Genomic DNA, 23192 nt, shown 5'->3' on the forward strand with positions numbered 1-23192 from the left:
CTCACAAACAAATTCAATAAATAGGGGTTATTTAGATGATCAAGAGTCTCCCATCTGCTGGTTTCAATGTTAGCAAGATTGTATTGGGTGGTGCCTTATTGGTTGGTTTAGGGGCAGCAACGATGGTTTATGCTCAGGACAAGCCACTCAATACTGTTGAAAAAGTTGAACTCGATAAATACTTAGGTGTTTGGTATGAAGTAGCACGTAAGCCACTTTATTTCCAAAACAAGTGTGATCGTGATGTAACTGCGACATATACATTAAATGAAAATGGTAATGTCAATGTTGATAACCGTTGTTTTACTGCTGACGGTAAAGTTACTCAGTCAGTGGGTGAGGCATTTGTACAAAATCAGCCATTTAATACAAAATTGAAAGTTAGTTTCTTGCCGAGTGCTATTCGATGGTTACCAGTTGGTCGTGGCGATTATTGGGTGCTGAAACTGGATGAGGATTATCAAACTGTACTTGTGGGTGAGCCTAAACGTAAGTATATGTGGGTGCTTTCTCGCACGCATAATCCTGATCAAGCAGTTGTGAATGAGTATCTTGATTATGCTAAATCCGTTGGTTATGACTTAAGCGATGTGATACGTACAAAGCAAACGGGTCAAGCACCTGGTTCAACAAAATAATGTTGAAAATGATCAGAACCACGCTAAGGCGTGGTTTTTTTATGCATCAACATCTATTGCTACGAATTCTAGCTATAATATCGTTTGGTAAAATTTAGGTTCAGATATGTTAAAAGGTATAGCATTGTCAGTTATGGCATCAGTGACATTTGGGGTGCTATATTTTTATACGTATTTTCTTAGACCACTAGACAGCGAGCAAACCTTTGCTTGGCGAATGTTAGCCACGTTACCTTTCTTAACGCTGTTTATGTGGTGGTCGGGTGATCTAAAATATGTTCGAGAAATTTATAATAAAATTTGCAAACAACCATCTATTTTAATTTGGCTCTTGATCAGTTCATTTTTGTGTACAACTCAACTCTGGTTATTTTTGTGGGGGCCAATCAATGGTCGGGGGCTTGAGGTTTCTTTAGGATATTTTTTGTTGCCTCTGGTGATGGTTCTCTTTGGTTGCGTTCTTTACAAAGAAAAGCTCTCAAAGTGGCAAATTGCAGCAGTGTTTTTTGCAATTCTTGGTGTTAGCCATGAAATCTGGCGCATCGGTACTGTGGCATGGGAAACCATGTATGTTGCTGTGGCTTATCCGATCTACTTTTTTTTAAGAAGAAAATTTGGAACAGATCATTTAGGTGGATTCTGGTGGGATTTATTGCTGGTTATTCCAGTTGCTGTTTTTCTAGCATTTTTTTATTCAAACACATTGCCCCTGATCATTGAGTTTAAATATCTCATTTTAGCCGTACTAGGTCTAGGTTGCTTAAGTGCCTTAGGGCTTGGAAGTTACATATTGGCGAGCAGATATCTTCCATTTGTGATTTTTGGGTTATTGAGTTATTTAGAGCCGATTTTGTTGGCAGGAGCATCAATAGCAATGGGTGAACGCGTGGAAGCAGGAGAATGGTTGACTTATATTCCAATTTGGTTTGCTGTATTGCTCCTTATTTTGGAAGGTACAATTTATCTCTATCGTCAAAGAAGAACTGAAAAGTTACTTCAATATCAACATAAGAAACTACAATCGCGTCTAGCCAAAAAAGATGAGCACTAAGTTTCATATCATTACATAAGCATGAGTTGTACATAAGAGTTTTTGACTGAATGATAAGAATAATTACTTATTCTTTAAAAATATTTGTGACATAATTAACTAAAACATAAAAATGTGGTAAATTTGTTAAATCAATAATAATTCTAATTTAACAATCATGATTCAGTACCAAACAAGAGCAGCATTATTACAGATGGAGCCTAGTCTGGATTTAAACTGGCAAAGACTCTTAGAGCGTATATTTCAACATTCAGATAGTGACGTTCGCGAAGAAATTGATCGTCAAATTCTCAAACCTAAAGATATATTTTGGAATCGTGTGAATAACACATTCGAATATAAAGTCACGACGTCGCTGGGAATTTTAAAGCATAGTTTTTCTAGTGAAAGAATGCGCTCCATTGCAGCAAAGTTATGTCAATCTATCCAATGGTTGAAGGAGATGACGGCTTGCGTACAAGTGGCAGACTATTTAGAAAATGCGCTGTATCAAATTGACCTAATTGCTGTTGAGGACAATTTAAAATTACAACGCGAAAAAATGTTAATGCGTCGGGTTTTTTTGCAAGATGTTGCTAAGTTAATTCGTGAATTAAATCTTGAAACACCAGTTGGAGCTCGTCAGTTAACTTCAGCTCAGATTAAGAGCTTTATGATAGAGGTATTTATTAAGCAACAATTATTGGGGTATTGGTTTAAACCCCTTCTACCTAGAAACTCATCGATCATGGAGCATCCTTTTTTTGCACAATGGTTGCTGAAAGAACAGTCCATTCGACACTTTGATATTGTTAAAACCTCTGAATTTCTATTCGTCATCGCACCAACCAGTCAGTTTGAACAAAATCCATTTTCGATCCGTCGTTTTTTATTTGAAGATCGAATGGAATACAACCAGCAAATTTATCTCAATGGGTTGGTTTTGGATATGCGCCGTTACAATGAAGAGGGGTATATCAAACAGTTTATGGAACACGTGCAGATGATGGTTACTATTCAGCATCAAGTCCATAAAGATGTCATTCAAATTGTGCAAGAATTTGAAGATGTTGCTGAACAGAAGATATTACCGCTTTTGACACAAAATTTAGGGATGGCTGGAAGTAATAGTGATTTTGTAGCCAAACAGCATTTACGGAAGATTGAGCAAGCATTGACTGTCGAATTGCTACAACCTCTCGTGGTGGCTTTAGAACAGCATTTATCACATATTGAAGAATATGAGCATCTGTTTAAAAGTGTGCATCGCATATTTTCAGATATTCTGGCGAATTATAAAGATTTTAAACAACAGCCTTCATTATTTTTTAATTCCTCAGTCCAATTGTTTGAATACAAGTTGTTAGCCTATTTAAAACTACTTGAAAAGCGTAAAGATGAAATATTTGTACCATTGAATATGTATGAGCGTGGAGTCATGCATGAGCGCTCCAAGAAACCGTTAAATGCATTACAAGAAGATTTAAGCCAACATATTCAAGATTACCGAGAAATGCTGTCTCATACGATGCGTTTGAAACGAGATTATGCTGAAGTTCAAGGCTCATTTTTAAAAAGAATGGTGGCTGGAGAAAAGTTAGAAAAAGAACTTCAACAAACTTCATTGGCCATGGTGAAAATCAAGAAGCAGGCTTATCTAGATATTTTAAGTGTGCCTAAGAACTACCGTAAATATAGTGTATTTATTGAATTTGAAAGTTTTTCAGCTACAAGTGAGTTTGAGCGACATTATGCATTCCCCTCGGGGCAAAATGGTTTAACTAAGCTTCCAGTATTGGTCAAACTCCCAGAAAACTTAGAAGATTTTAATTTAGAAGATTTAAATATGATGTTGAGTCAGGATATTTCGGCTTCCCCTTTATTTAGTTGAACTGACTGCAACTCAGTGACGAAATTGGATTTGTAGGCTTAATGATCAGTATTTGATATTTAAATGAAATCATTTACCCAAAAAATTATATTGTAATTCAATGGCTAAAATATATTTTTTACAAAGAGAAAATTGCTTTAGTAAAAAATAAACCGAGTTTTCATTTCAACTCTGAGTTAATTCCTTTACAATTATGGGGTTTTGAAATTTATGCTTAGATTTACAATTAATTAGAGGACGTATCTGTGAGCAAAGACACTATCGTTGCCCTACATGCAGAGCACCAAGGTCGCTGGAAAAACCGTGAAGAACTCGCGGAACGTATGATTGCCCTTGTTGGTCAGTTATACCGTGAAAAAAACATCGTAGCTACAGTATACGGTCGCTCTTTAATTAACCGCTCGGTTATCCAAATTCTTAAAGCTCACCGTCGTACACGTGTTTTAGACGTTGAACTTTCTGCTGTAGATACTTTCCCAATCCTTGAAGCATTGGTTAAGGTACAAAATATCGGCACAGCTGAAATCGATTTAGGCAAACTTGCTGTAGAATTTAAAGCAAAAGGTGGCGATGTAGATGCATTCGTTGCTGACGCTGTTAAATCACTACAAGGAAATGCTGCATCTGTTGAGCATAAAGATGTTGTGCTTTATGGTTTTGGTCGTATTGGTCGTATCCTTGCACGTCTTATGATTGGTCAGTCTGGTCTTGGTCGTGGTCTAAACCTTAAAGCGATTGTTGTTCGTAAATCATCTGATGGTGATTTAGAGAAACGTGCTTCTTTACTTCGTCGTGACTCTATTCATGGTCCATTTGCAGGTACGATTTCTGTAGATGAAGAGAACGAAGCAATTATTGCGAATGGTCAATTCATCAAAGTGATTTATGCATCGAACCCATCAGAAGTGGATTACACTGCATATGGTATCGAAAATGCATTGGTGATTGATAACACTGGTAAATGGCGTGATGCTGAAGGTCTTGCTCAGCACCTTAAATGCCCAGGCGCTGCACGTGTAATCTTAACTGCACCTGGTAAAGGTGACATGAAGAACGTTGTGTTTGGTGTAAACCAAGCTGACATTCTTGATGAAGACACAATCATCTCTGCTGCAAGCTGTACTACTAACGCGATCACACCGACGTTGAAAGTACTTCATGACAAATATACAGTGATTAATGGTCACGTTGAAACAGTTCACTCGTTCACGAACGACCAAAACTTGATCGACAACTATCATAAAGCTGACCGTCGTGGCCGTGCTGCAACATTGAATATGGTGATCACTGAAACGGGTGCTGCTAAAGCAGTTGCTAAAGCACTTCCAGCGCTTAAAGGCAAATTAACTGGTAACTCTGTACGTGTACCAACACCTAACGTGTCTTTAGCAATCCTTAACCTGACTTTAGATAAAGAAGTTGATCGTGATGAAGTGAACGAATATATTCGTCAAATTTCTATTAACTCTAATCTCCAAGGTCAAATTGGTTATACAAACTCTACTGAAGTTGTATCATCTGACTTTATCGGTTCACGCACTGCAGGTGTTTTTGATGCACAAGCAACAATTACGTCTGGTAACCGTTTAACAGCATATGTATGGTACGACAACGAAGTTGGTTATAGCTGCCAAGTTCTGCGTATCGCTGAACAAATGGGCGGCGTAAGCTATCCAAAAGTACCTGCTGAAACAAATGCATAATTTGTAAAGCATAAAAAGAGCCTCTTTCGAGGCTCTTTTTTATTTGCCTAAATTTACGTAATTAAGACTTTAGAGCAATATGGTTTCTTCGAAATAAGTGGTTTAATATTGAAAAATTGCGTATTTGTTCACATAAAATATGGATTGTGAGCAGGTGATTAAAAAAATAAGTGTTAAAGGATTATATTTTTGCGCATCAAATATCTTGTCATTGGCTTCGTGCTGATTGCTTTGGCTGCCGCGAGTGGTATAGCAATTGCCTTATGGGTTTTTCAACATTTTAAAATTTACATTCCACTTGAAGATCAAGCCGTGAATATTGATCTTCAGGAGCCATTGCAAGCGAAAGTTCAAATCCATGATGCTTTGGATGTAAATGTGACAGGTCGTGTTAAAACGACCATTCCAATACGTGAAAATCTTTCTATTCCTGTACAACAGACATTGAATCCTATGGTTCATTTCGACAATCAAGTACCAATTAAAACGGTTATTCCAGTCCGTGAAAATTTGATTGTAGATCAAAATTTAGCAGTAGATACTAAAGTTAAGGTTCGCATTTTGGGCAAAGATATTACATTGCCATTGAAAGGGACGATTCCAATTAAACTTGATGTACCTGTTGAAATGGATGTTCCCTTAGATCAAATGGTTCACTTGAAATTTCAAGCACCTGTTCAAGCTGATTTAAAAGAGAATCTACGCATCCCATTAAAAACGGATTTAGATGTGGATATACCAGTACAAGGTCACTTGAATGCACCCATTAAAACTGCACTAGAGGCTTCAGTCGAAGTACAAAATACTTTGCCAATAAAAATACAAAAAGGTGAGTTGGTTATCCCACTCAATACCTTAACATTACAAAAAAATCAAAAAGTGGAAGTAGCATCATCCATTAAAGTTCAGAAGGATGATCAATCTGCTGAATCGGTAAAAGCCCAGTGAGCTCGAGAAGCATGAGTGCTAAAAAAATCGTGGGATATGGTTCGCTCTTATTTATTATCGTGGCAAGCATTGTCGCCGTAGGTTTTTGGCTATATCTCAATATTCAAGCATCTGTTCATGTCAGTGCGAAGAATGCAAGTGTACAGTTGTCAGAATCATTGCCGACCAAAATTGATGTTGGGAATTATCTTGAGGTACAAGCGATTGGCGCATTAAATACAGAAATTAAAGTGCAGGAAAATATTGATTTAGATTTGCAAGGTAAATACAAAACCAATCTCAAGTTTAAAGTCGAAGTCCCTGTTTCTGTGAGTGTGGATTATCAAACGAAAGTAAAAATCGATCAAACGATTCCAATTAGTGCAACAACAGATTTGGTGTATAAAACACGATTTTTACCTAAATTTCCGTTAAATTTAGATTTGCCTATTCAGCTTGAAGTTCCATTTCATTTAAAGCGTACTTATCAGGTTCCGATTACGATTGATTTTGATGGTCCTGTGTATTTAGATTTGCATGAGCAGCTTGATGTGGATATTGATCATGTTTTTAAACCGGTATTACATTTAAATGATCCAATTTTGATGAAGGATGTATCTAGTTTTAGAGCAACAATGTACAACTTGGAGCGTGAAACAAAAGCAAATTTAGATATGAACTTGGATTTACCTCTGCGCAATATTAAAAAGTAAAAACTCCCCTTTAAGGGGAGTCTATTCTCTAAGCATTCAGGGCTTGCTGAATGCTTTCACGAATCGATGTGGTTTTTCGACCAATTAAATGTTCAAGATCTTTGCGTACACTGTACATCGCACCATGGGCAGTGTGAATATCTGCATCTACAATAACGTCAATGAGACCTAGTGGTAAACCAGCTTGAATTAATCCTTGACGATAATCTTCTGGGGATAAGTTTTGATATTTCACAGGCTGTTGTGAAAACTCAGAAAGTAGGGTTGCAAAATCATTTAAGCTAAAGCTTTCGCTACCAGCAAGCTCGTAAATTTTGTTCAAATGTTGAGCTGATTCAACATTTAATATTTGAGCTGCAGCAGTGGCATAATCCAAACGAGAAGCTGAACTAATTAAACCATCTTGAGCAGCTCCGTATACCATGCCTGTTTCTATTTGATGGGTGAGGGCAGATAAATAGTTTTCGCTATACCAATTATTTCTTAAAAAGGTGTAGGTAATAGAACTTTCTCGTATTAGTTTTTCTGTTTCTCGATGTTCATTGGCTAAGCCAAGCGGAGAGTGATCTGCATTCAGTAAGCTGGTATAGATCAAGTGAGGAACTCTAGCTTGAATCGCAGCATCAATAACAGCCTTGTGTTGTGGAGTACGACGACCAATCTCATTGGCAGAAATGAGCAGGAGTTTATCAACATCTTGAAAGGAATTTGCGAGATCATCTGGCTGATCATAATCAAATTTGCGTACTAGAATATCTTCAGAAAATAAAATTTTAGCTTTTTCTGGGTTGCGAACCAAAGCAATAATTTCATGCTCGCTATGAAGTTTTTCAAGTTCTTGAACGACTAAACGACCTAATTCACCAGTTGCACCTGTAATCGCAATTTTCATTTTAATTTCCTCTCATTGTGGCTAAAAAATAAACTTGATGCAGGCATATTAATCTGTTAACTTACTTAATGAAAGTACGTACCTAAAAGTAAGTTATTAACTGTTAAGAGAAAAATGATGAATACATATGCGCATAGTGATTTATTAGGTCAAGTTTTATCCAGTGAATGTCCTTCTCGTGAAATTTTGGAGCATCTCACCAGTAAATGGTCAGTTCTCGTCCTAAGTTGCTTGAGTGATGGTGTGCATCGTTTTAGTGAGCTAAAACAAAGAATTGAGGGGGTGAGCGAAAAAATGTTGGCTCAGACACTAAAAACCTTAGAAAAAGATGGTTTTATTTTGCGCACTGTTTATCCAGTAGTTCCTCCAAAGGTGGAGTATCAACTCACTGTATTGGGTTCAAATGCAGCGATGAAATTAAATGAGTTGATCCATTGGATTGAGCGAAATTTACCCGAAATTTTGGAAAGTAAGGCACTTATTACGCGATAGTTATACTTCATCATTTCGTTATCGCTCAGTTTAAAGTGTGTGCTGAGCGAGATGTTTATATGGTTTTCATGATCTTAAAATCATAACGATCAATACATAAAATTAAAATTGAGAAAAACAGTCCCAAAGCAACGCAACCAATCCATGCATAATGTTCCCAAGCATAGACAGCACCTAAAGAACCTAATGCAGCGCCTGAAAAGTAAATGGTCATATATACAGCATTAATTCGTGAGCGTGCTTGACCATCAATACGATAGACTAGATTTTGATTCAAAACATGAAATGCAGTGAGACCAAAATAGCTCATCAATACGCCAAGTGCATAAATGAAGATGTTCTGTTGCGCGAAATATAATGGAATACAAGAGAACAGCATCAAGGTGATACATAATTGAGCGACAAATTCTTCTTTCCCTTTGCCAACTGTTTTACCAGACCAACTCGAGGAATAAATTCCGATAATACCTAACAGACCAAATAGACCAATTTGAAAATCAGTAAATTGATATGGGGCACTCCCTAAAACAAAAGTCATCGATGTAAACACCATTGAGAGAATGCCAAATCCTAGAGCACCCGCGCAGGCACGGCGTATGAGATGCGGATTATGCTTTGAGATGCTCCAAAGTGATTTGTAAATATCGGTGACTTGTAAATGCGAAGCAGGTTGAGTGTTGGGGAGTTTTTTCCACATTAAACATGCAAAACATAAAGTCAAAATACCACTAATGAAATAAACGCTTTCCCAAGACCAATAAGTTGAAACAAAGCCGGCAAATGTCCTAGATAAAATAATCCCCATGACCAATCCGCTCATGAGTTTACCTACAACTGCCGAGCTTAATTCTGGTGGGCTAATGGAAGAAGCAAATGGAATTAATACTTGTGCTGATATGGCTCCAAATGTTGCACAAAGGGTAAAGATATATAAAGTGCTAATATCTGAGCTGAAAGACAAAAGGATCTGCGAAATTGCCGCAAATATCATTAAACTCACAATGAGTTTTCGTTTATTAAAAAAATCTCCAAGGGGTACCAAAAGCATGAGTCCGAGCATATAACCCACTTGAGCGATAACCACGGTAAATCCAGCTTGGCTGGTCGAAATTTCTAAACTTCTTTCGATTGAATAAATCAGTGGTTGATTGAAATAGGCTGAACCTGCACAGACACCACAGGCCAAAGCCATAATAAGCACGAATTGTGAGGATAAAGGGGTAGCAGAGCGATCCATGTCAAAATCTTAGAGTGCAATTTAATGCACTATAGGCATTATTTTGTGGTTTCAGAAATAAATAAAACCAATGATGTTATTTGATAAAACAATGAGTAATGAATAAATCAAATTTAATGCAGTGATACACCAAAATATTAAAGACTCAATTTATGAAAAAAGTCGCTAACTTATTCTCAACCAGCATAAATATAGTCGAGAAATACTTTAAAATATGGCAGAATAGGCGGTTTTAAAGTTTTTAGAGGATTGGCATTATGCGCTTTGTTGATGAAGCAGTCATTACCGTAGAGGCTGGCGACGGTGGCAATGGCGTAGCCAGTTTTCGCCGTGAAAAATTCGTACCATTTGGTGGTCCAGATGGTGGTGATGGTGGTCGTGGTGGCAGCGTATATATTCAAGCTGATGACAACACCAGTACGCTTGTAGATTATCGTTATACCCGTAGATTTCGTGCTGAACGTGGTAAAAATGGTGCTGGCGCAAACTGTGCAGGTCGCGGTGGTGAATCCGTAACACTATATGTTCCAGTAGGAACAACAATTGTAGATACTGAGTCTGGCGACATCATTGGTGATTTAATTGAAAATGGTCAACGTGTTCTTGTTGCTCAAGGTGGTGACGGTGGTTTAGGTAACACTCACTTTAAGTCATCAACGAACCGTGCTCCACGTAAATGTACACATGGTAACAAAGGTGAGTTCCGCGAAATTCGCCTAGAGCTGAAAGTTTTGGCAGATGTTGGCTTATTAGGTATGCCAAATGCGGGCAAATCAACATTTATTCGTGCTGTCTCTGCAGCAAAACCAAAAGTAGCAGATTACCCATTTACAACTATGGTACCTAATCTTGGTGTTGTAGATGCAGATCGTCACCGTTCATTTGTAATGGCTGATATTCCAGGTTTGATCGAAGGTGCTGCAGAAGGTGCAGGTCTTGGTATTCGCTTCTTAAAACATTTGGCGCGTACTCGTATTCTTCTACATATCGTGGATGTACAGCCAATTGATGGATCAGATCCAGCTTATAATGCTAAGGCAATTTTAAATGAACTTTTAAAGTTCTCTCCAACATTGTCAAAACTCCCAGTGGTGTTGGTTTTAAATAAAGTAGATCAGTTGCCTGAAGACTCAAGAGATGAGTGGTGCAATCACATCCTTGAAGAGTTGAAATGGGAGGGTCCAGTATTTAAGACTTCAGGCTTGATGTCTGAGGGAACCAAAGAAGTCGTTTATTATTTAATGGATCAAATTGAACAACAGCGCGAACGCGAAGTTGAAGATCCAGAGTATGCAGCAGAAATGCAAGCATTCCGTGATCAGCTTGAAGCTGAAACACGTGAACAAACCATTGCAGCTAAAGAGGCTTATCGTGAAATGCGTCGTAAACAACGTCTTGCCAGTCAAGAGGATGACGATTTTGACGATGATGAAGATGATGGCGAAATGGAAGTGTACTACGTACGTTAATCTCTTTATATAAGAGACAGAGGACAAGATGATAGAAGTGGTAGATGGGCAACGTCAGCTCAAGGGTTGCAAAAGAATCGTTGTTAAAATCGGATCATCTTTACTCACAGCAAACGGAAAAGGTTTAGATATAGATGCAATCTCGCATTGGGCGGGGCAAATTGCAGATCTACACAATGCAGGGCATGAGATTATTCTCGTGTCTTCCGGTGCTGTGGCTGAAGGTATGGTTCGAATGAAACTTGAGAATCGACCCACGGATCTACCCAGTCTTCAAGCTTGTGCTGCTATTGGTCAAATGGGGCTGATACAAACTTGGTCTAGTGTATTGTTGAATCACAATATTCAGTCTGCACAAGTTTTATTGACTCATGATGACTTGGCTGACCGTCGCCGTTATTTGAATTCTTGTGATGCTTTACAACATTTAATCGATTGGAAAGTGATTCCAGTGATTAATGAAAATGACACTGTATCTACTGATGAGATTCGATTCGGAGACAATGATACTTTAGCTGCAATGGTTGCAGGCCAAGTTCATGCTGATTTATTGATTATTTTGACAGACCAAGAGGGGATGTTTGATTCAGATCCTCGCTCAAATCCTAATGCGAAGTTGTTTCATACAGTTCGCGCATTAGATGAAAGTTTGTTTGATATGGCAGGTGGTGGTGGTAAGTTTGGTCGAGGTGGAATGCTGACCAAAGTACGTGCTGCTCGTTTAGCTGCGAAATCAGGATGTCCTACACTGATTGCCAGTGGAGACAGTAATCATGTGTTAACTCGATTAATGTCGGGTGAGATGCTAGGTACGTTGTTTATCACTGATAATGATCGAATCACTGCTCACCAACAATGGTTAGCTGCGCATTTGCAGACTGCAGGGCGATTGGTGATTGATGATGGTGCTGTGAAAGCGATCAAAGAAAATCATCGGAGTTTATTGCCTGTAGGTGTGAAAGCAGTTGAAGGGCATTTCGAGCGTGGTGATGTGGTGGAGTGTGTGGATCAGCAACGGCATCGCGTCGCAGTTGGTCGTGTCAACTTTAGTTCACGTAGCGCTGAAATTGTCAAAGGCTTACCCTCAGATAAGGTACACCAAGTTTTAGGTGAAGCACGTTCATTAGAAATGATCCATCGCAATCATATGGCGATCTATTAATTTCTTATTTAATAAAAGCTCGCTTAGGCGAGCTTTTTTTGTGGGTCAAGATCGGGTAATTGATGAGATGATCCGACCATATAAGGATAATCAGCCATGTCTAACATCGCTTGATCCTCATAAGAATTTCCATAAGCATAAATTGATTGAAATTGGTCTACATCATATTGCTTGAGTATGCGCTGTCTTTTTTCTTCGCCACTACAATCAGGAGAAGAATAATGACCCGTATAAAACTGATTGAGCACTTCAGTTTCAGTACAAATCAAATCTACATTTAAAATCTGAGAAATGGGTTTTAAATAAATATCAATGGATGCAGAGACAATCGCAATGCGGTCACCACGGAGTTGATGCTTGATCAATTGTTCATAAATGGGTGAGTTTAAGTGTTGTTGTAATGAATGGGCGTATTCAAGTGCAATCGGATCTGCATCAGACCTAGAAAATCCAGTAAACATTGCCTTGAATAGCTTAGGGCGCATTGCGTGCGCGGGGTAAATATTTAAAAAATAGGCTTGAATCCAAGGCAGGGTTTTTAGTCCTTGCTTAACAATATGTCGTTTTGATAAGGCGTAAAAGATAAAGCTCGTAAAACTATCTTTTTCACACAGTGTTCCATCAAAATCAAATAACGCTAGGTTTTGATTCTTTTTGCTTTCTGCATACATGTTTGATATCGACCGTTAACTCGCGTAGCAAACCAGTTGGTATTGTAGTCGCGACTAAGCTTAGGACCTGAAATAACCACTTCAGGCATAATGGCATAAAATTTTTCTTTTCCAATTTTCTTTTCGTAAAGCTCAGTCACAGCTTTATAGGTTTGCGTATCTTCAAACTTTTTCTCTTTTTCTTTCTTTAAATCAGCTCGAATTTGACGAGGTGTAATAAATACATTATTTGCGGCAAATACATTGATAAGTTCTTGTTCAGATTGACTCTTTTCAGCTTTTGGATTGCCATTTTTATTGTACAGTAATAAGTCTCCATCAAGCGTTAACTCCGCTGCTGTTAATTCATTGAGCATGCTTTGGAAAGCGGCGTTACGACTTGAATACATGCCTGAATTGTAGTCTGCAAAGCGATATATGGGTTGATCATAATCTGCTGGATACATCATCAGGCGGTGAATACCATAATAGAGTCCGCCATATTGACTATAAAGGTCTGATCTTAGATCTGCGATACTTCCACCTTGGCGCTTATGATCTTTTGCATAGCTAATATGAACTTGCATAGAGCCTAAAGTGGTAATGGGATTTAGTTTTTCACCAATATCTTGACCAACGAGTTTAGCTGCACCAGTGAGTGCACTGACATGGTAGTGTTTTGCCATGTGAGCAAAAATCTCACGATACAATTCATCTAATTCTCGTTCGGTGGAGACTTTTCGCATTTGTTTTAGATAATTGTCTTCAGGTATTGGTTGATTTTTTAAGACTTCTTGGAAATACCCCGCAACGGTGCCTCCGATACTATCTCCTAATTTATCTTTAAATTTTTCATCTAAACGATCTTCAATTTCTTTAACTGCTTTGGCACCTAGTCCGGGTACATGGGGATCTGCAACAAAATTAGATTCTTGATCGACTACAGCAATAATGGTACACACATTTTCTTTCGTTTGGGGTATACCGAGTTGCTCGGTTATTTTATAAATATCCTCGGCCCATGAACCACGATTATTAACGCGGCCAGGAATGAGTTTTGAGATTTGTTCTGCATCAATCGTTTTATCTTGTGTGTTCCACCATGATGAGTCACCACAAGCACTCATGAATAAACTTAATGTAGCAACACTACAGGCTTTAAAAATTACATTAGAGCGAAAGCTATTTTTCATAAATGCAAAGTATCAGGGATAAAGATTCTAGCGAAGTATACTATTTCATTCACGATTTGTGAGAACTTATATGTATACAAGATAATGGCAGCATGCTTCAAATATAAATCTAAGTGTTGAGCTTAAGTTCATCCATTAACATTCAAGCAAAATGAGATAAAACATATTTTTAGTTTCAAACGTTATATAATTTAATGCTTGTATCTAATTTCAATCTCTCAATGAGTGCAGATTTAAAAAGTTAAGCATTCTGAAACTGTTTCATCATCATTGGTATTATTCATGTCTCAACATCCTGTGATCCGTGATTTATTTGATCGCGAAAAAACAACTCCTGTTTTTGTAGCACCCATGGCAGGTGTAACGGATCGACCATTTAGAACCTTGTGTAAATATTTTGGTGCAGGACATGCAGTTAGTGAAATGATGACTTCTGACAAAACGCTGCGTATGAGCAAGAAAAGTCTCTACCGAGCCAACTTTGATGGTGAAATTGCTCCAATTTCAGCACAAATAGCAGGATCAGACCCACGGGATTTAGCTGAAGCTGCACGATATCAAGTGTCAAATGGTGCTCAAATCGTTGACATCAATATGGGTTGTCCAGCGAAAAAGGTGTGCAATAAATTAGCAGGTTCTGCACTGCTACAGGATGAAGACTTGGTAGCTAGAATTTTAGATACGGTGGTCGAGGCAGTAGATGTCCCTGTAACACTTAAAACGCGCTTAGGATTTTTAAACGGACATGAAAATATTATGCGTGTGTCGAAGCGCGCAGAACAAGCGGGTATTGCAGCTTTAGCATTGCATGGTCGTACACGGGAAGATATGTATTTAAATACTGCACGTTATGATCTAATTAAAGAAGTGAAGCAAAATATCTCTATTCCAGTCATTGCAAATGGAGATATTGATAGCCCAGAGAAAGCCAAGTATGTATTAGATCATACTGGTGCTGATGCCGTGATGATTGGCCGAGCAGCACAAGGTCGTCCATGGATTTTTAGAGAAATTGCTCATTATTTAAAAACGGGACAGCCACTTGCAGCGCCATCGATTGCTGAAGTAAAAGAAGTTCTATTGGGTCATCTGAATGAGCTATATGAGTTTTACGGTGAGTATTCAGGCTGTCGCATTGCACGTAAACATATCGCGTGGTACACCAAAGGTCTCCACTCAAGTAATGAATTTCGTCAGAATATGTACAAAGTAGAAAGTACAGCGGAACAAGCCAAAGTCGTAGCCAATTATTTCGATTTACTTTTGTCAGAAGGGCAAATTATGAGTGATGTTCAAGTGGAATCTGTGGATTTATTAAAATCAGGTTGAGTTTCTATATGTCAGCACTCAACTGAGATAAGTTATTCATACATTCTACTGTTGAGATTCAAGAGGTTGTAAATTTACTTGAGAATCTGATTTTTCTCTTCAGAAGAAGGTGATTGATCTTGATTTAAATTTTGAGCATCTAGCTGCTCAACATTATGTTGAGTGGACTGATCTTTATCTTGAGCATGTGAATAGGTGTCTATTCCGAATCCAATCGCCACAAGTGCTAATAATACAAAACCCATACTTTTCGATACATAATTTAACAATTCATTGTAAATTAAAAAACTTCAGCTCGGTATGGGTTTTATCGATTATTTAAGCATCATATTGATCAATTTCTAATATGATTTGATTGATTAAATCAGGCGCTTCTAAAGCCCTGATTTGATTTACATTACTTCCTGCCCAGAATGCACCAAAACTTTCATCTTTGTTGGTTAATGCTGTTGCATTAAGTTGTTTACCTAAATCATAGGCATAAGGGTAGGGAGCAACTAACTCACGCTGAGGTAAATCTACGAGAGTTGACCAACTGTTGATTATCCCTCTCGCTGGTCGCCCAGAGATGCTTGATGTAATTTGAGTTAAAGGCTTGCTTAATAATGTATTACGATAAGCTGCATTTGCAGCTGAACTCTTGCATTGTACAAATGCAGTACCGAGTTGTACGGCTGAAGCTCCGAGATTCATCATATATTTAGCTTGAAAGCCATTCATGATTCCACCAGCTGCTACGACAGGTATCTTGCAGGTAGGAACAAGTAATTTTACTAAATCTGCTGTTTTGATTGCACTGTCAAAATGCTCATTAAAAATACCACGGTGTCCTCCCGCTTCAATACCTTGTGCAATGATGATATCAATACCAGCATCTTCAATTGCTCTAGCTTCAGCTAAGTTAGTTGCTGATACCATCGTGATAATACCAGCCTCCTTGAGGGCAGATATTTGATGTGCATGAGGTATCCCAAAGTGAAAGCTCACCGCCTTAGGTCGAGTTTCTAAGACTAAATCTAAAAAATCATCATTATCTAAAAAGCTGGGGTAAATACATTTTAATTCTTTGGGTGGTTCGGTATTAAAGTTATCAAAGTGGGGTTTTAGATAATTTATCCAGTTCAGATTTCGTTCAGAATCAAGTTCAGTTGGTTTGTGGCAAAAGAAATTCACCTGAAAGGGTAAATCTGTTAATTTTTGAGTTGCAACTATTTGTTGTCGAGCATTTTGGATACTGGCTGCACCTAAACCAAGAGACCCCAATCCACCTTGATTGGATACTTCAGCTGCCAGTTCTGGTGTGGATACCCCAGCCATTGGCGCTAAAAAAATGGGGTGCTGAATGGATAATTGTTCGAGTAAAGACATAATCAAGCTCCATGATTCAATTTCACTTTGCACAATCATGGTCAGAGAATCAAATTATATTCATTATTTAGTGCGAAAATGCAAAGCGTCAAACTGTGTCGCATGAGTGATCACTGACATTTGGTAGAATAAATAAACAATTATAATATTCGAAATCTCATTGCTTCCCCATACATATATGTCTGATCGTATCCGTGAAAAATTACAGATTTTAGCTGATGCTGCCAAATATGATGTGTCTTGTTCATCAAGTGGTAGTAACCGCAAGAACAAAGATAAAGGTCTTGGTAATACAGGTTCCGGAATTTGCCATAGTTATACCGAAGATGGTCGCTGTGTTTCATTATTAAAAATTTTATTCTCAAATGTCTGTATTTATGATTGTGCGTATTGTGTCTCTCGACGTTCAAATGACGTAAAGCGAGCGGCATTTACCGTCCAAGAAGTGGTAGATCTGACCATTAATTTTTATCGTCGAAACTATATAGAAGGGTTATTTTTAAGTTCAGGAATTTTTAAATCCGCGGATTACACCATGGAGAGAATGCTTCAAGTCGTAAAAAAATTAAGACTGGAAGAAAATTTTAATGGGTACATTCATCTCAAAACTATTCCGGGTGCTTCGCAAGAAATTATTCATGAGGCTGGACTGTATGTCGATCGGATGAGCATTAACTTAGAAATGCCGACAGAAGAAGGCTTGGTGAAATTTGCACCTGAAAAGTCGCATGCAGAAGTGCAGAAAGATTTAGGTATTGTGAGAGACCGTTTGATTGAATTGAAAGATGAGAGAAAACTAATCAAGTCGGTTCCTAAATTTGTGCCTGCTGGTCAGACAACACAAATGGTGGTCGGTGCGCATCACGAAACAGATCGTGATGTAATCTTGATGGCTGACAAGCACTATAAAGATTTTAAATTAAAACGGGTGTATTACTCAGGATATATACCTATCAATCCAGAAGACTCTGCTTTACCTGCTGTAGGTTCTGCACCGCCGTTATTGCGAGAAAATCGCTTATATCAATCAGATTGGTTAATGCGTTTTTATGGATTTGAAGCCAACGAAATTGTGGATGAAACACATCCCAATTTAGATTTAGAGGTTGATCCTAAATTAGGTTGGGCTTTAAGACATCCAGAACAGTTTCCAGTAGATATCAATACTGCTGAATATAAAATGATTTTGCGTGTTCCTGGCATTGGTGTGAGATCTGCTAAGAAAATTGTACAGGCTCGTCGGTTTGGAAAAATTCATATCGATCAGTTAAAGCGCTTAGGCGTTGCTTATAATCGTGCTCAACATTTTATTCGATGTGCTGATACACCTAAGTTTAAAAGAGAACAGCACGCTCATCAGATCCGCCAGCAAATTTTACAAAGTGGGCAATCAAAATATGTGAAACAACTGTCACCTCAACTTGGATTTGGGTTTTAAATGGCTGTGTATGTTTTTGATGGTACCATGACTGGGTTGCTGTGCTGTGTTTTTAGAGCTTTTCAATTCAAAGAGTTCGACGTAAAAGTTCAAACTGAAGGAAACGCTAACCAGAATTTATTTGATGAGTCAGTCCGAATTTACAGTGAAGAAAAGCAAGCTGAACGAGTCTGGCAAGGTTTAAAATCTAAAATTTCTGCTTCAAGTTTACGTAATTGGTATTTTACTTTTTTGTCTGAGCAGGAAGTGGCATACCAACATCTATTTGATTATTCCATTTATATCTTTAAGCACCAATATGCCGTTGAAAAAAATTTCGGTCATCGTGATGTTTTAGCGCTCGCACAATGGGCTAAACAAGTTGGTCGTGAAAAGCACCGAATGGAGGCATTTGTTCGCTTTAAAAAGTGTAAGGATGGTTTATTTTTATCATTAGTAAGACCAGATTTTAATGTTCTGCCTTTAATCTCTAAGCATTTTAAAGCACGTTATCAAGACCAGCGTTGGTTAATTTATGATGAAAAGCGACGCTACGGAATTTACTATGATTTGAAGCAAGTCCATCAAGTTAATTTGAATGCAGCCGAAATTGATCAAAATATCCATATAGGTTCTAGTCAATCATTCATGATTGAACTCGATGATCAAGAAGAGCTATATGATCAACTTTGGAAGGATTATTTTAAGAGTGTAAATATAGTGGCACGTGATAATCCTAAATTGCATGTTCAATACGTACCTAAAAGGTATTGGAGATATATGAATGAAAAACAGGTTTAGTGTGATTTTTAAAAATAAGTTATTGAATTTATTCAATAAAATATAATAAAAACGATTATATAAGAGTGTTTTAAATTTATACATCTAAAATTTTTAATATTTTTTGGTTATATTTATTTAAGAGTAATTTATATAAGCTATTGAATTATATATTTATATATGTTGTTCTTAAATTACATTGAAATTTAATTATACTTTATAGGTATATATTGGGTCATAAAATAAAATGATTTGTATTTTTAATATTCAAAATTCACTTATAAATTTTTAATTTTCATTTTTTTTCTAAAAATATCAAAACTTAATTTTATATGAGTTAATTTTTATGGCGATTCATATTTAGTCATCTCAGCCGAATTGGAGTCTATAAATCTTTTTTTCTTAGACTAATAGTTAAGCCCGACTTTTTCATTCAAAAAGTGAATGTCACTAAAATTTCGACCTTTGAAATTATTTAACGCGCAATTCATTTTTGAGTGTGAAATTTATTGCATTTAACAATGGATTCACTTTTTTGAATTAGAAGGGTCTTCCATGGATATTCACGTTGATGAGCAATCTCAACCACCTAAGAAGCAAAAGTTTTATCAAATTTTATATGTTCAAGTCATCTTTGCAATTATTGCGGGTGTCACACTTGGGCATTTCATGCCAGAGTTGGGGGCAAGTTTAAAACCTCTTGGCGATGCTTTTATTAAAATCGTCAAAATGATCATCGCACCCGTTATTTTCTTGACTGTGGTCACGGGTATTGCTGGTATGACGAATATGGGCGCAGTGGGGCGAGTGACGGGTAAAGCAATGGCTTACTTTTTAACTTTCTCTACGCTTGCGCTGATTGTGGGCATGATTGTTGCCAATCTTATTCAGCCGGGTAAAGGTCTTAATATCGATCCTGCTGCTTTAGAAGGTGACAAAGTTTCAACTTATGTTGAAAAAGCTCAGGATGCCTCTATTGTTGACTTCTTCATGAATATCATACCAAAGACTTTAATCAGTCCTTTGGCGGGTGGTGATATTCTTCAGGTTTTATTTGTTGCTGTTCTATTTGGTTTAGCGCTTGCAGCGGTGGGTGAAAAAGGGAAACCAGTTACAGACTTCTTAACGACACTGACCGCTCCGGTATTTTACCTTGTCGGTATGTTGATGAAACTAGCTCCAATTGGTGCATTTGGTGCGATGGCGTATACGATTGGTGCTTTCGGTATTTCGAGTATTGGAAATTTACTATTATTAATCGTAACGTTCTATATTACTTCACTTTTATTTGTTCTGCTTATTCTGGGAGCAGTTGCACGATACAATGGATTTTCTATCATTGATCTCATCCGCTATATCAAAGATGAATTATGGTTAGTATTAGGCACGAGCTCTTCTGAAGCTGCACTGCCAACGCTGATGAATAAAATGGAAAAAGCGGGTTGTGAAAAGTCGGTCGTTGGTTTGGTCATTCCAACTGGATATTCATTTAATTTAGATGGTACAAATATCTATATGACGATGGCTGCTCTTTTTATTGCTCAAGCCTGTAATATCGATTTGACCATTTGGGAACAGATCACAATTTTATTGGTAGCGATGATTAGTTCAAAAGGGGCTGCAGGTGTAACGGGTGCGGGCTTTATTACTCTTGCAGCTACATTATCTGTTGTTCCTGCATTACCTGTTGCAGGGATGGCGCTTATTTTAGGTATCGACCGCTTTATGTCTGAATGCCGCGCGTTAACTAACCTTGTTGGGAATGCTTGTGCAGCAATTGTTGTAGCACGTTGGGATAATGCATTAGATAAAGAACAATTAGATGCAACTTTGAAAAAGAAAGTAGAGGCTTGACTTCACTTTTAATATCTAAATCTTAAGCCCATCTTCGGATGGGTTTTTTTATAGATGATGCAGCATTTATCAAACTCAAAGTAAGTACATTAAGATTTATTATAAGAACAAACTTTGGTGACCTAGCTGATTTCAATCGGCTGAAATTTAATACTCCTTTCTTTTTCTTATTCTATTAAGTGGTTGTAATTGCACTATAGAAAGATAAAAACGCCCAATTGAAATTAGGCGTTCTCAAATATCGATATTTGCTGATTAGCAACCTGTAATTTTTTCAGGCTGAGGCTTTTCATTCGGGAAAAATAGTGGACGAAGTTTCACACCTATACCATTACCAATAAAAGCGAAAATCAGCCATAACCACCCATGTAGACTGCCTGATGCAATGCCGCTGAAATAAGCACCGATGTTACAACCGTATGCTAATCGAGCGCCATAACCCAACATGATCCCCCCAATGACAGCTGCTAGAATTGAGCGTTTAGGGATATTGAGACTCGGTGCAAATTTTCCAGCGAGACCTGCTGCAAGTAAAGCGCCGAGTATGATGCCAAAATTCATCATAGAGGTGATATCAAACCACAACGAATTTGCTAAAGCTTTAGCATTTCCAGGTTGTTGCCAATAGTCCCAAGCTGTTACATCAATTCCGACTAATGTTGCACCTTTCGCTGCCCATACTGCGAGTGCAGATGTGACACCCCATGGGCGACCAGCCAATGCAAGCGTGGCGAAATTAAGCAGGGTGAGAATAATACCACCCCAAATTAAAGGCCATGGTCCCTTTAAGAAACGTTTCCAGCCTTGATGTGCTGCAACAGGTTCTTGTTCAAGCTGACCGTGGCGTTTTTTCTCGAAGTAGACTGTTGCTAATGCGATCAAACCAAATAGCACAAAATTGAGTAATAGCGCTGGAATAACACCAAAGCTTTGTACTACTGAAATAGGGGCTAAATGTGGCAGTGCAAACCACCATTCAATATGTGAAGTTGCGATCAGTGAACCTAAACAGAAAAAGAATAGAGTGATCAGCATACGTGAGCTACCACCACCGACAGTATAAAGTGTCCCAGATGCGCAACCACCACCCAGTTGCATGCCAATTCCGAAAATAAAAGCACCAATCATCACTGACATTGATACAGGATTGACGTTGCCTTTAACGGGTTGACCAAATAACTCACCTGCACCTAAAGCTGGGAAGAAGAGCAGTACTGCTAGGGCGAGCATAATCATTTGTGCACGTAAACCGCGACCTTTGCGTTCTTTAATAAAAACGCGCCAGCTCGACGTAAAACCAAATGATGCATGGTAGAGCGTCATACCAAGCGCGCCACCAATGAGGAATAACAGGGCTTGATTAATTCCCACAATTTGATAAGCACCAAGGGTACCTACGATCAATAAAACAATAGCGATCCAAACCGATGACTGTGATCGGTCAGATTGAGCTGCAATAATGGACATGAAGATAAGAAAAGCTGATAAAACACATCAGTATTTTAATTGATTGATTGTGGGTTGATAGTCCTACACTGCATTTATGCATTAAATTCTGCTGAGTAATATTGATTTTATATATTTGTAATTCTTATATGTTAGCCGACATGTACATTAAACAGTGAGCCAATCCAACTTGAAAATGCCATCGCTGCGATTCCCCAAAGCGTAATTCGTAATGCAGATTTTACTTTAGACGTTCCAGCAAAATATCCAGATAAAGCCCCTAGAATAAATAACGCTAAAATGCAAAAAAAGGCAACACTGTATTCTAAATATGTAGGAGGACTGATCAGTATAGCGATCATAGGGCAAGCTGCACCTATTGAAAAGGCAGTGGCAGAAGACCAAGCGGCTTGAAAAGGTTGAGCTGTTGTATTTTCATGGATACCAATTTCATCACGTGCATGTGCAGCTAACGCATCATGCTCGCTCAGTTGTATAGCAACTTGATGAGCAAGTTCGGGTGATAGTCCTCTTTGTATATAAATATGCGTTAATTCTTTCAGTTCAATTTGAGGATTGCGTGCTAACTCACTTGCTTCAAACTTTAGATCAGCTTCTTCAATATCAGACTGAGATTTTACTGAAATATATTCACCAGCCGCCATGGACGTTGCGCCTGCAATCAAACCAGCAATACAAGTGATTAAAAGGGTATGTTGATTCGCGCCACTTGCTGCCATCCCCATGATTAAACTAGTGACTGAAATTATACCGTCGTTGGCACCAAGAACAGCAGCTCTTAACCAACCTGTGCGATGTATATAATGTGGTTCTGTATGGTGCGAATAGCTCATAGGATTTTGTCTTATTATCTGAAAATGTTATTCAAAAATGAGTTGTTATTCATACAGTATAGGCTTGATTCGTATTTTGGGGCTGTATAATTGCTCTGTTAGAGAAAAAATTAAAGCCTCTAAAGAGGCTTTAATTGGTAAAAATCA

The 23192-nt window shown here is 38.0% G+C and carries 21 protein-coding genes; 13 read left to right on the plus strand and 8 right to left on the minus strand.

Features of this window, described 5'->3' with window-relative positions; translation table 11 throughout:
* Nucleotides 1-35 precede the first annotated feature (35 nt).
* The 6 genes from AC1M9P_RS12455 (at nucleotide 36) to AC1M9P_RS12480 (ending at nucleotide 6902) form a co-directional block, all read left to right on the plus strand.
* Complete coding sequence (locus AC1M9P_RS12455) at nucleotides 36-638, plus strand: lipocalin family protein (protein ID WP_179997910.1); 603 nt, start codon at nucleotides 36-38, stop codon at nucleotides 636-638.
* A 106-nt stretch (nucleotides 639-744) separates the two neighbouring features.
* A complete protein-coding gene (rarD, locus tag AC1M9P_RS12460; protein ID WP_481587796.1) occupies nucleotides 745-1689 on the plus strand; it encodes an EamA family transporter RarD in 945 nt (314 codons plus the stop codon).
* Nucleotides 1690-1846: 157 nt separating this feature from the next.
* The gene (locus tag AC1M9P_RS12465) at nucleotides 1847-3559 is read left to right on the plus strand and encodes a hypothetical protein (protein ID WP_481587797.1); all 1713 of its coding nucleotides are present in this window, start codon (nucleotides 1847-1849) and stop codon (nucleotides 3557-3559) included.
* Nucleotides 3560-3804: 245 nt separating this feature from the next.
* Nucleotides 3805-5262, plus strand: a complete 1458-nt coding sequence (locus tag AC1M9P_RS12470; RefSeq protein WP_180028420.1) for a glyceraldehyde-3-phosphate dehydrogenase — start codon at nucleotides 3805-3807, stop codon at nucleotides 5260-5262.
* Nucleotides 5263-5451: 189 nt separating this feature from the next.
* Nucleotides 5452-6210, plus strand: coding sequence for an MFS transporter (locus tag AC1M9P_RS12475; protein WP_481587798.1), 759 nt, complete (start codon nucleotides 5452-5454; stop codon nucleotides 6208-6210).
* Nucleotides 6211-6221: 11 nt separating this feature from the next.
* Nucleotides 6222-6902, plus strand: coding sequence for a hypothetical protein (locus AC1M9P_RS12480; protein WP_481587799.1), 681 nt, complete (start codon nucleotides 6222-6224; stop codon nucleotides 6900-6902).
* Nucleotides 6903-6930: 28 nt separating this feature from the next.
* On the opposite strand, the gene AC1M9P_RS12485 is transcribed toward AC1M9P_RS12480, so the two are convergent.
* Complete coding sequence (locus AC1M9P_RS12485) at nucleotides 6931-7794, minus strand: SDR family oxidoreductase (RefSeq protein WP_481587800.1); 864 nt, start codon at nucleotides 7792-7794, stop codon at nucleotides 6931-6933.
* Nucleotides 7795-7911: 117 nt separating this feature from the next.
* On the opposite strand from AC1M9P_RS12485, the gene AC1M9P_RS12490 reads away from it, so the two are divergent.
* Nucleotides 7912-8286, plus strand: a complete 375-nt coding sequence (locus AC1M9P_RS12490) for a winged helix-turn-helix transcriptional regulator (RefSeq protein WP_179997917.1) — start codon at nucleotides 7912-7914, stop codon at nucleotides 8284-8286.
* Between the two features lie 55 nt (nucleotides 8287-8341).
* Here the strand turns inward: AC1M9P_RS12490 and AC1M9P_RS12495 are convergent, their stop codons facing one another.
* Nucleotides 8342-9523: an MFS transporter gene (locus AC1M9P_RS12495; RefSeq protein WP_481587801.1), complete on the minus strand. Its 1182-nt coding sequence runs from the start codon at nucleotides 9521-9523 to the stop codon at nucleotides 8342-8344.
* A gap of 257 nt (nucleotides 9524-9780) precedes the next feature.
* Here AC1M9P_RS12495 and cgtA point away from each other — a divergent pair, with 257 nt between their 5' ends.
* Nucleotides 9781-10992: an Obg family GTPase CgtA gene (cgtA, locus tag AC1M9P_RS12500; RefSeq protein ID WP_092767039.1), complete on the plus strand. Its 1212-nt coding sequence runs from the start codon at nucleotides 9781-9783 to the stop codon at nucleotides 10990-10992.
* A 28-nt stretch (nucleotides 10993-11020) separates the two neighbouring features.
* A complete protein-coding gene (proB, locus tag AC1M9P_RS12505; RefSeq protein WP_035265485.1) occupies nucleotides 11021-12154 on the plus strand; it encodes a glutamate 5-kinase in 1134 nt (377 codons plus the stop codon).
* Between the two features lie 23 nt (nucleotides 12155-12177).
* Here the strand turns inward: proB and AC1M9P_RS12510 are convergent, their stop codons facing one another.
* Nucleotides 12178-12825, minus strand: a complete 648-nt coding sequence (locus AC1M9P_RS12510; protein WP_481587802.1) for an HAD-IB family hydrolase — start codon at nucleotides 12823-12825, stop codon at nucleotides 12178-12180.
* Nucleotides 12792-13997 carry a DUF1615 domain-containing protein gene (locus AC1M9P_RS12515; protein WP_481587803.1) on the minus strand — a complete coding sequence of 402 codons (1206 nt, stop codon included), beginning with the start codon at nucleotides 13995-13997 and terminating at the stop codon, nucleotides 12792-12794. The genes AC1M9P_RS12510 and AC1M9P_RS12515 overlap by 34 nt, the downstream gene beginning before the upstream one ends.
* Nucleotides 13998-14279: 282 nt before the next feature.
* Between AC1M9P_RS12515 and dusB the strand changes: the two genes are divergently transcribed.
* On the plus strand, nucleotides 14280-15326 hold the full coding sequence (dusB, locus tag AC1M9P_RS12520; RefSeq protein WP_481587804.1) for a tRNA dihydrouridine synthase DusB: 1047 nt from the start codon (nucleotides 14280-14282) through the stop codon (nucleotides 15324-15326).
* A 74-nt stretch (nucleotides 15327-15400) separates the two neighbouring features.
* Here the strand turns inward: dusB and AC1M9P_RS12525 are convergent, their stop codons facing one another.
* Together AC1M9P_RS12525 and AC1M9P_RS12530 are read right to left on the minus strand one after the other, a co-directional pair.
* The gene (locus tag AC1M9P_RS12525; protein WP_481587805.1) at nucleotides 15401-15571 is read right to left on the minus strand and encodes a hypothetical protein; all 171 of its coding nucleotides are present in this window, start codon (nucleotides 15569-15571) and stop codon (nucleotides 15401-15403) included.
* Nucleotides 15572-15644: 73 nt separating this feature from the next.
* Entirely contained in the window at nucleotides 15645-16694 is a 1050-nt protein-coding gene (locus AC1M9P_RS12530; protein WP_481587806.1) for an NAD(P)H-dependent flavin oxidoreductase, read from the minus strand.
* A gap of 178 nt (nucleotides 16695-16872) precedes the next feature.
* Here AC1M9P_RS12530 and AC1M9P_RS12535 point away from each other — a divergent pair, with 178 nt between their 5' ends.
* From AC1M9P_RS12535 to AC1M9P_RS12545, 3 genes are all read left to right on the plus strand, one after another.
* Nucleotides 16873-18132 (plus strand): putative DNA modification/repair radical SAM protein, encoded by a 1260-nt coding sequence (locus tag AC1M9P_RS12535; RefSeq protein WP_481587807.1) that lies wholly within the window; start codon nucleotides 16873-16875, stop codon nucleotides 18130-18132.
* The gene (locus AC1M9P_RS12540; protein WP_481587808.1) at nucleotides 18133-18912 is read left to right on the plus strand and encodes a TIGR03915 family putative DNA repair protein; all 780 of its coding nucleotides are present in this window, start codon (nucleotides 18133-18135) and stop codon (nucleotides 18910-18912) included. It abuts the gene before it with no gap.
* A 534-nt stretch (nucleotides 18913-19446) separates the two neighbouring features.
* The gene (locus tag AC1M9P_RS12545) at nucleotides 19447-20745 is read left to right on the plus strand and encodes a dicarboxylate/amino acid:cation symporter (protein ID WP_035265514.1); all 1299 of its coding nucleotides are present in this window, start codon (nucleotides 19447-19449) and stop codon (nucleotides 20743-20745) included.
* Nucleotides 20746-21000: 255 nt separating this feature from the next.
* On the opposite strand, the gene AC1M9P_RS12550 is transcribed toward AC1M9P_RS12545, so the two are convergent.
* Together AC1M9P_RS12550 and AC1M9P_RS12555 are read right to left on the minus strand one after the other, a co-directional pair.
* Complete coding sequence (locus AC1M9P_RS12550) at nucleotides 21001-22212, minus strand: YeeE/YedE family protein (protein WP_481587809.1); 1212 nt, start codon at nucleotides 22210-22212, stop codon at nucleotides 21001-21003.
* A gap of 131 nt (nucleotides 22213-22343) precedes the next feature.
* Nucleotides 22344-23045 (minus strand): VIT1/CCC1 transporter family protein, encoded by a 702-nt coding sequence (locus tag AC1M9P_RS12555; RefSeq protein WP_481587810.1) that lies wholly within the window; start codon nucleotides 23043-23045, stop codon nucleotides 22344-22346.
* Nucleotides 23046-23192 lie beyond the last annotated feature (147 nt).

This window comes from Acinetobacter sp. 25-47-122, assembly GCF_056779695.1.

Bases quoted from the DNA above. Each gene is read 5' to 3' on its own strand.
- AC1M9P_RS12495 (WP_481587801.1), bottom strand. From the start codon at position 9,523: ATGGATCGCTCTGCTACCCCTTTATCCTCACAATTCGTGCTTATTATG.
- AC1M9P_RS12540 (WP_481587808.1), top strand. From the start codon at position 18,133: ATGGCTGTGTATGTTTTTGATGGTACCATGACTGGGTTGCTGTGCTGT.
- AC1M9P_RS12515 (WP_481587803.1), bottom strand. From the start codon at position 13,997: ATGAAAAATAGCTTTCGCTCTAATGTAATTTTTAAAGCCTGTAGTGTT.
- dusB (WP_481587804.1), top strand. From the start codon at position 14,280: ATGTCTCAACATCCTGTGATCCGTGATTTATTTGATCGCGAAAAAACA.
- AC1M9P_RS12480 (WP_481587799.1), top strand. From the start codon at position 6,222: ATGAGTGCTAAAAAAATCGTGGGATATGGTTCGCTCTTATTTATTATC.
- cgtA (WP_092767039.1), top strand. From the start codon at position 9,781: ATGCGCTTTGTTGATGAAGCAGTCATTACCGTAGAGGCTGGCGACGGT.
- proB (WP_035265485.1), top strand. From the start codon at position 11,021: ATGATAGAAGTGGTAGATGGGCAACGTCAGCTCAAGGGTTGCAAAAGA.
- AC1M9P_RS12490 (WP_179997917.1), top strand. From the start codon at position 7,912: ATGAATACATATGCGCATAGTGATTTATTAGGTCAAGTTTTATCCAGT.
- AC1M9P_RS12455 (WP_179997910.1), top strand. From the start codon at position 36: ATGATCAAGAGTCTCCCATCTGCTGGTTTCAATGTTAGCAAGATTGTA.
- AC1M9P_RS12485 (WP_481587800.1), bottom strand. From the start codon at position 7,794: ATGAAAATTGCGATTACAGGTGCAACTGGTGAATTAGGTCGTTTAGTC.
- AC1M9P_RS12550 (WP_481587809.1), bottom strand. From the start codon at position 22,212: ATGTCCATTATTGCAGCTCAATCTGACCGATCACAGTCATCGGTTTGG.
- AC1M9P_RS12535 (WP_481587807.1), top strand. From the start codon at position 16,873: ATGTCTGATCGTATCCGTGAAAAATTACAGATTTTAGCTGATGCTGCC.
- AC1M9P_RS12465 (WP_481587797.1), top strand. From the start codon at position 1,847: ATGATTCAGTACCAAACAAGAGCAGCATTATTACAGATGGAGCCTAGT.
- rarD (WP_481587796.1), top strand. From the start codon at position 745: ATGTTAAAAGGTATAGCATTGTCAGTTATGGCATCAGTGACATTTGGG.
- AC1M9P_RS12525 (WP_481587805.1), bottom strand. From the start codon at position 15,571: ATGGGTTTTGTATTATTAGCACTTGTGGCGATTGGATTCGGAATAGAC.
- AC1M9P_RS12510 (WP_481587802.1), bottom strand. From the start codon at position 12,825: ATGTATGCAGAAAGCAAAAAGAATCAAAACCTAGCGTTATTTGATTTT.
- AC1M9P_RS12530 (WP_481587806.1), bottom strand. From the start codon at position 16,694: ATGTCTTTACTCGAACAATTATCCATTCAGCACCCCATTTTTTTAGCG.
- AC1M9P_RS12545 (WP_035265514.1), top strand. From the start codon at position 19,447: ATGGATATTCACGTTGATGAGCAATCTCAACCACCTAAGAAGCAAAAG.
- AC1M9P_RS12555 (WP_481587810.1), bottom strand. From the start codon at position 23,045: ATGAGCTATTCGCACCATACAGAACCACATTATATACATCGCACAGGT.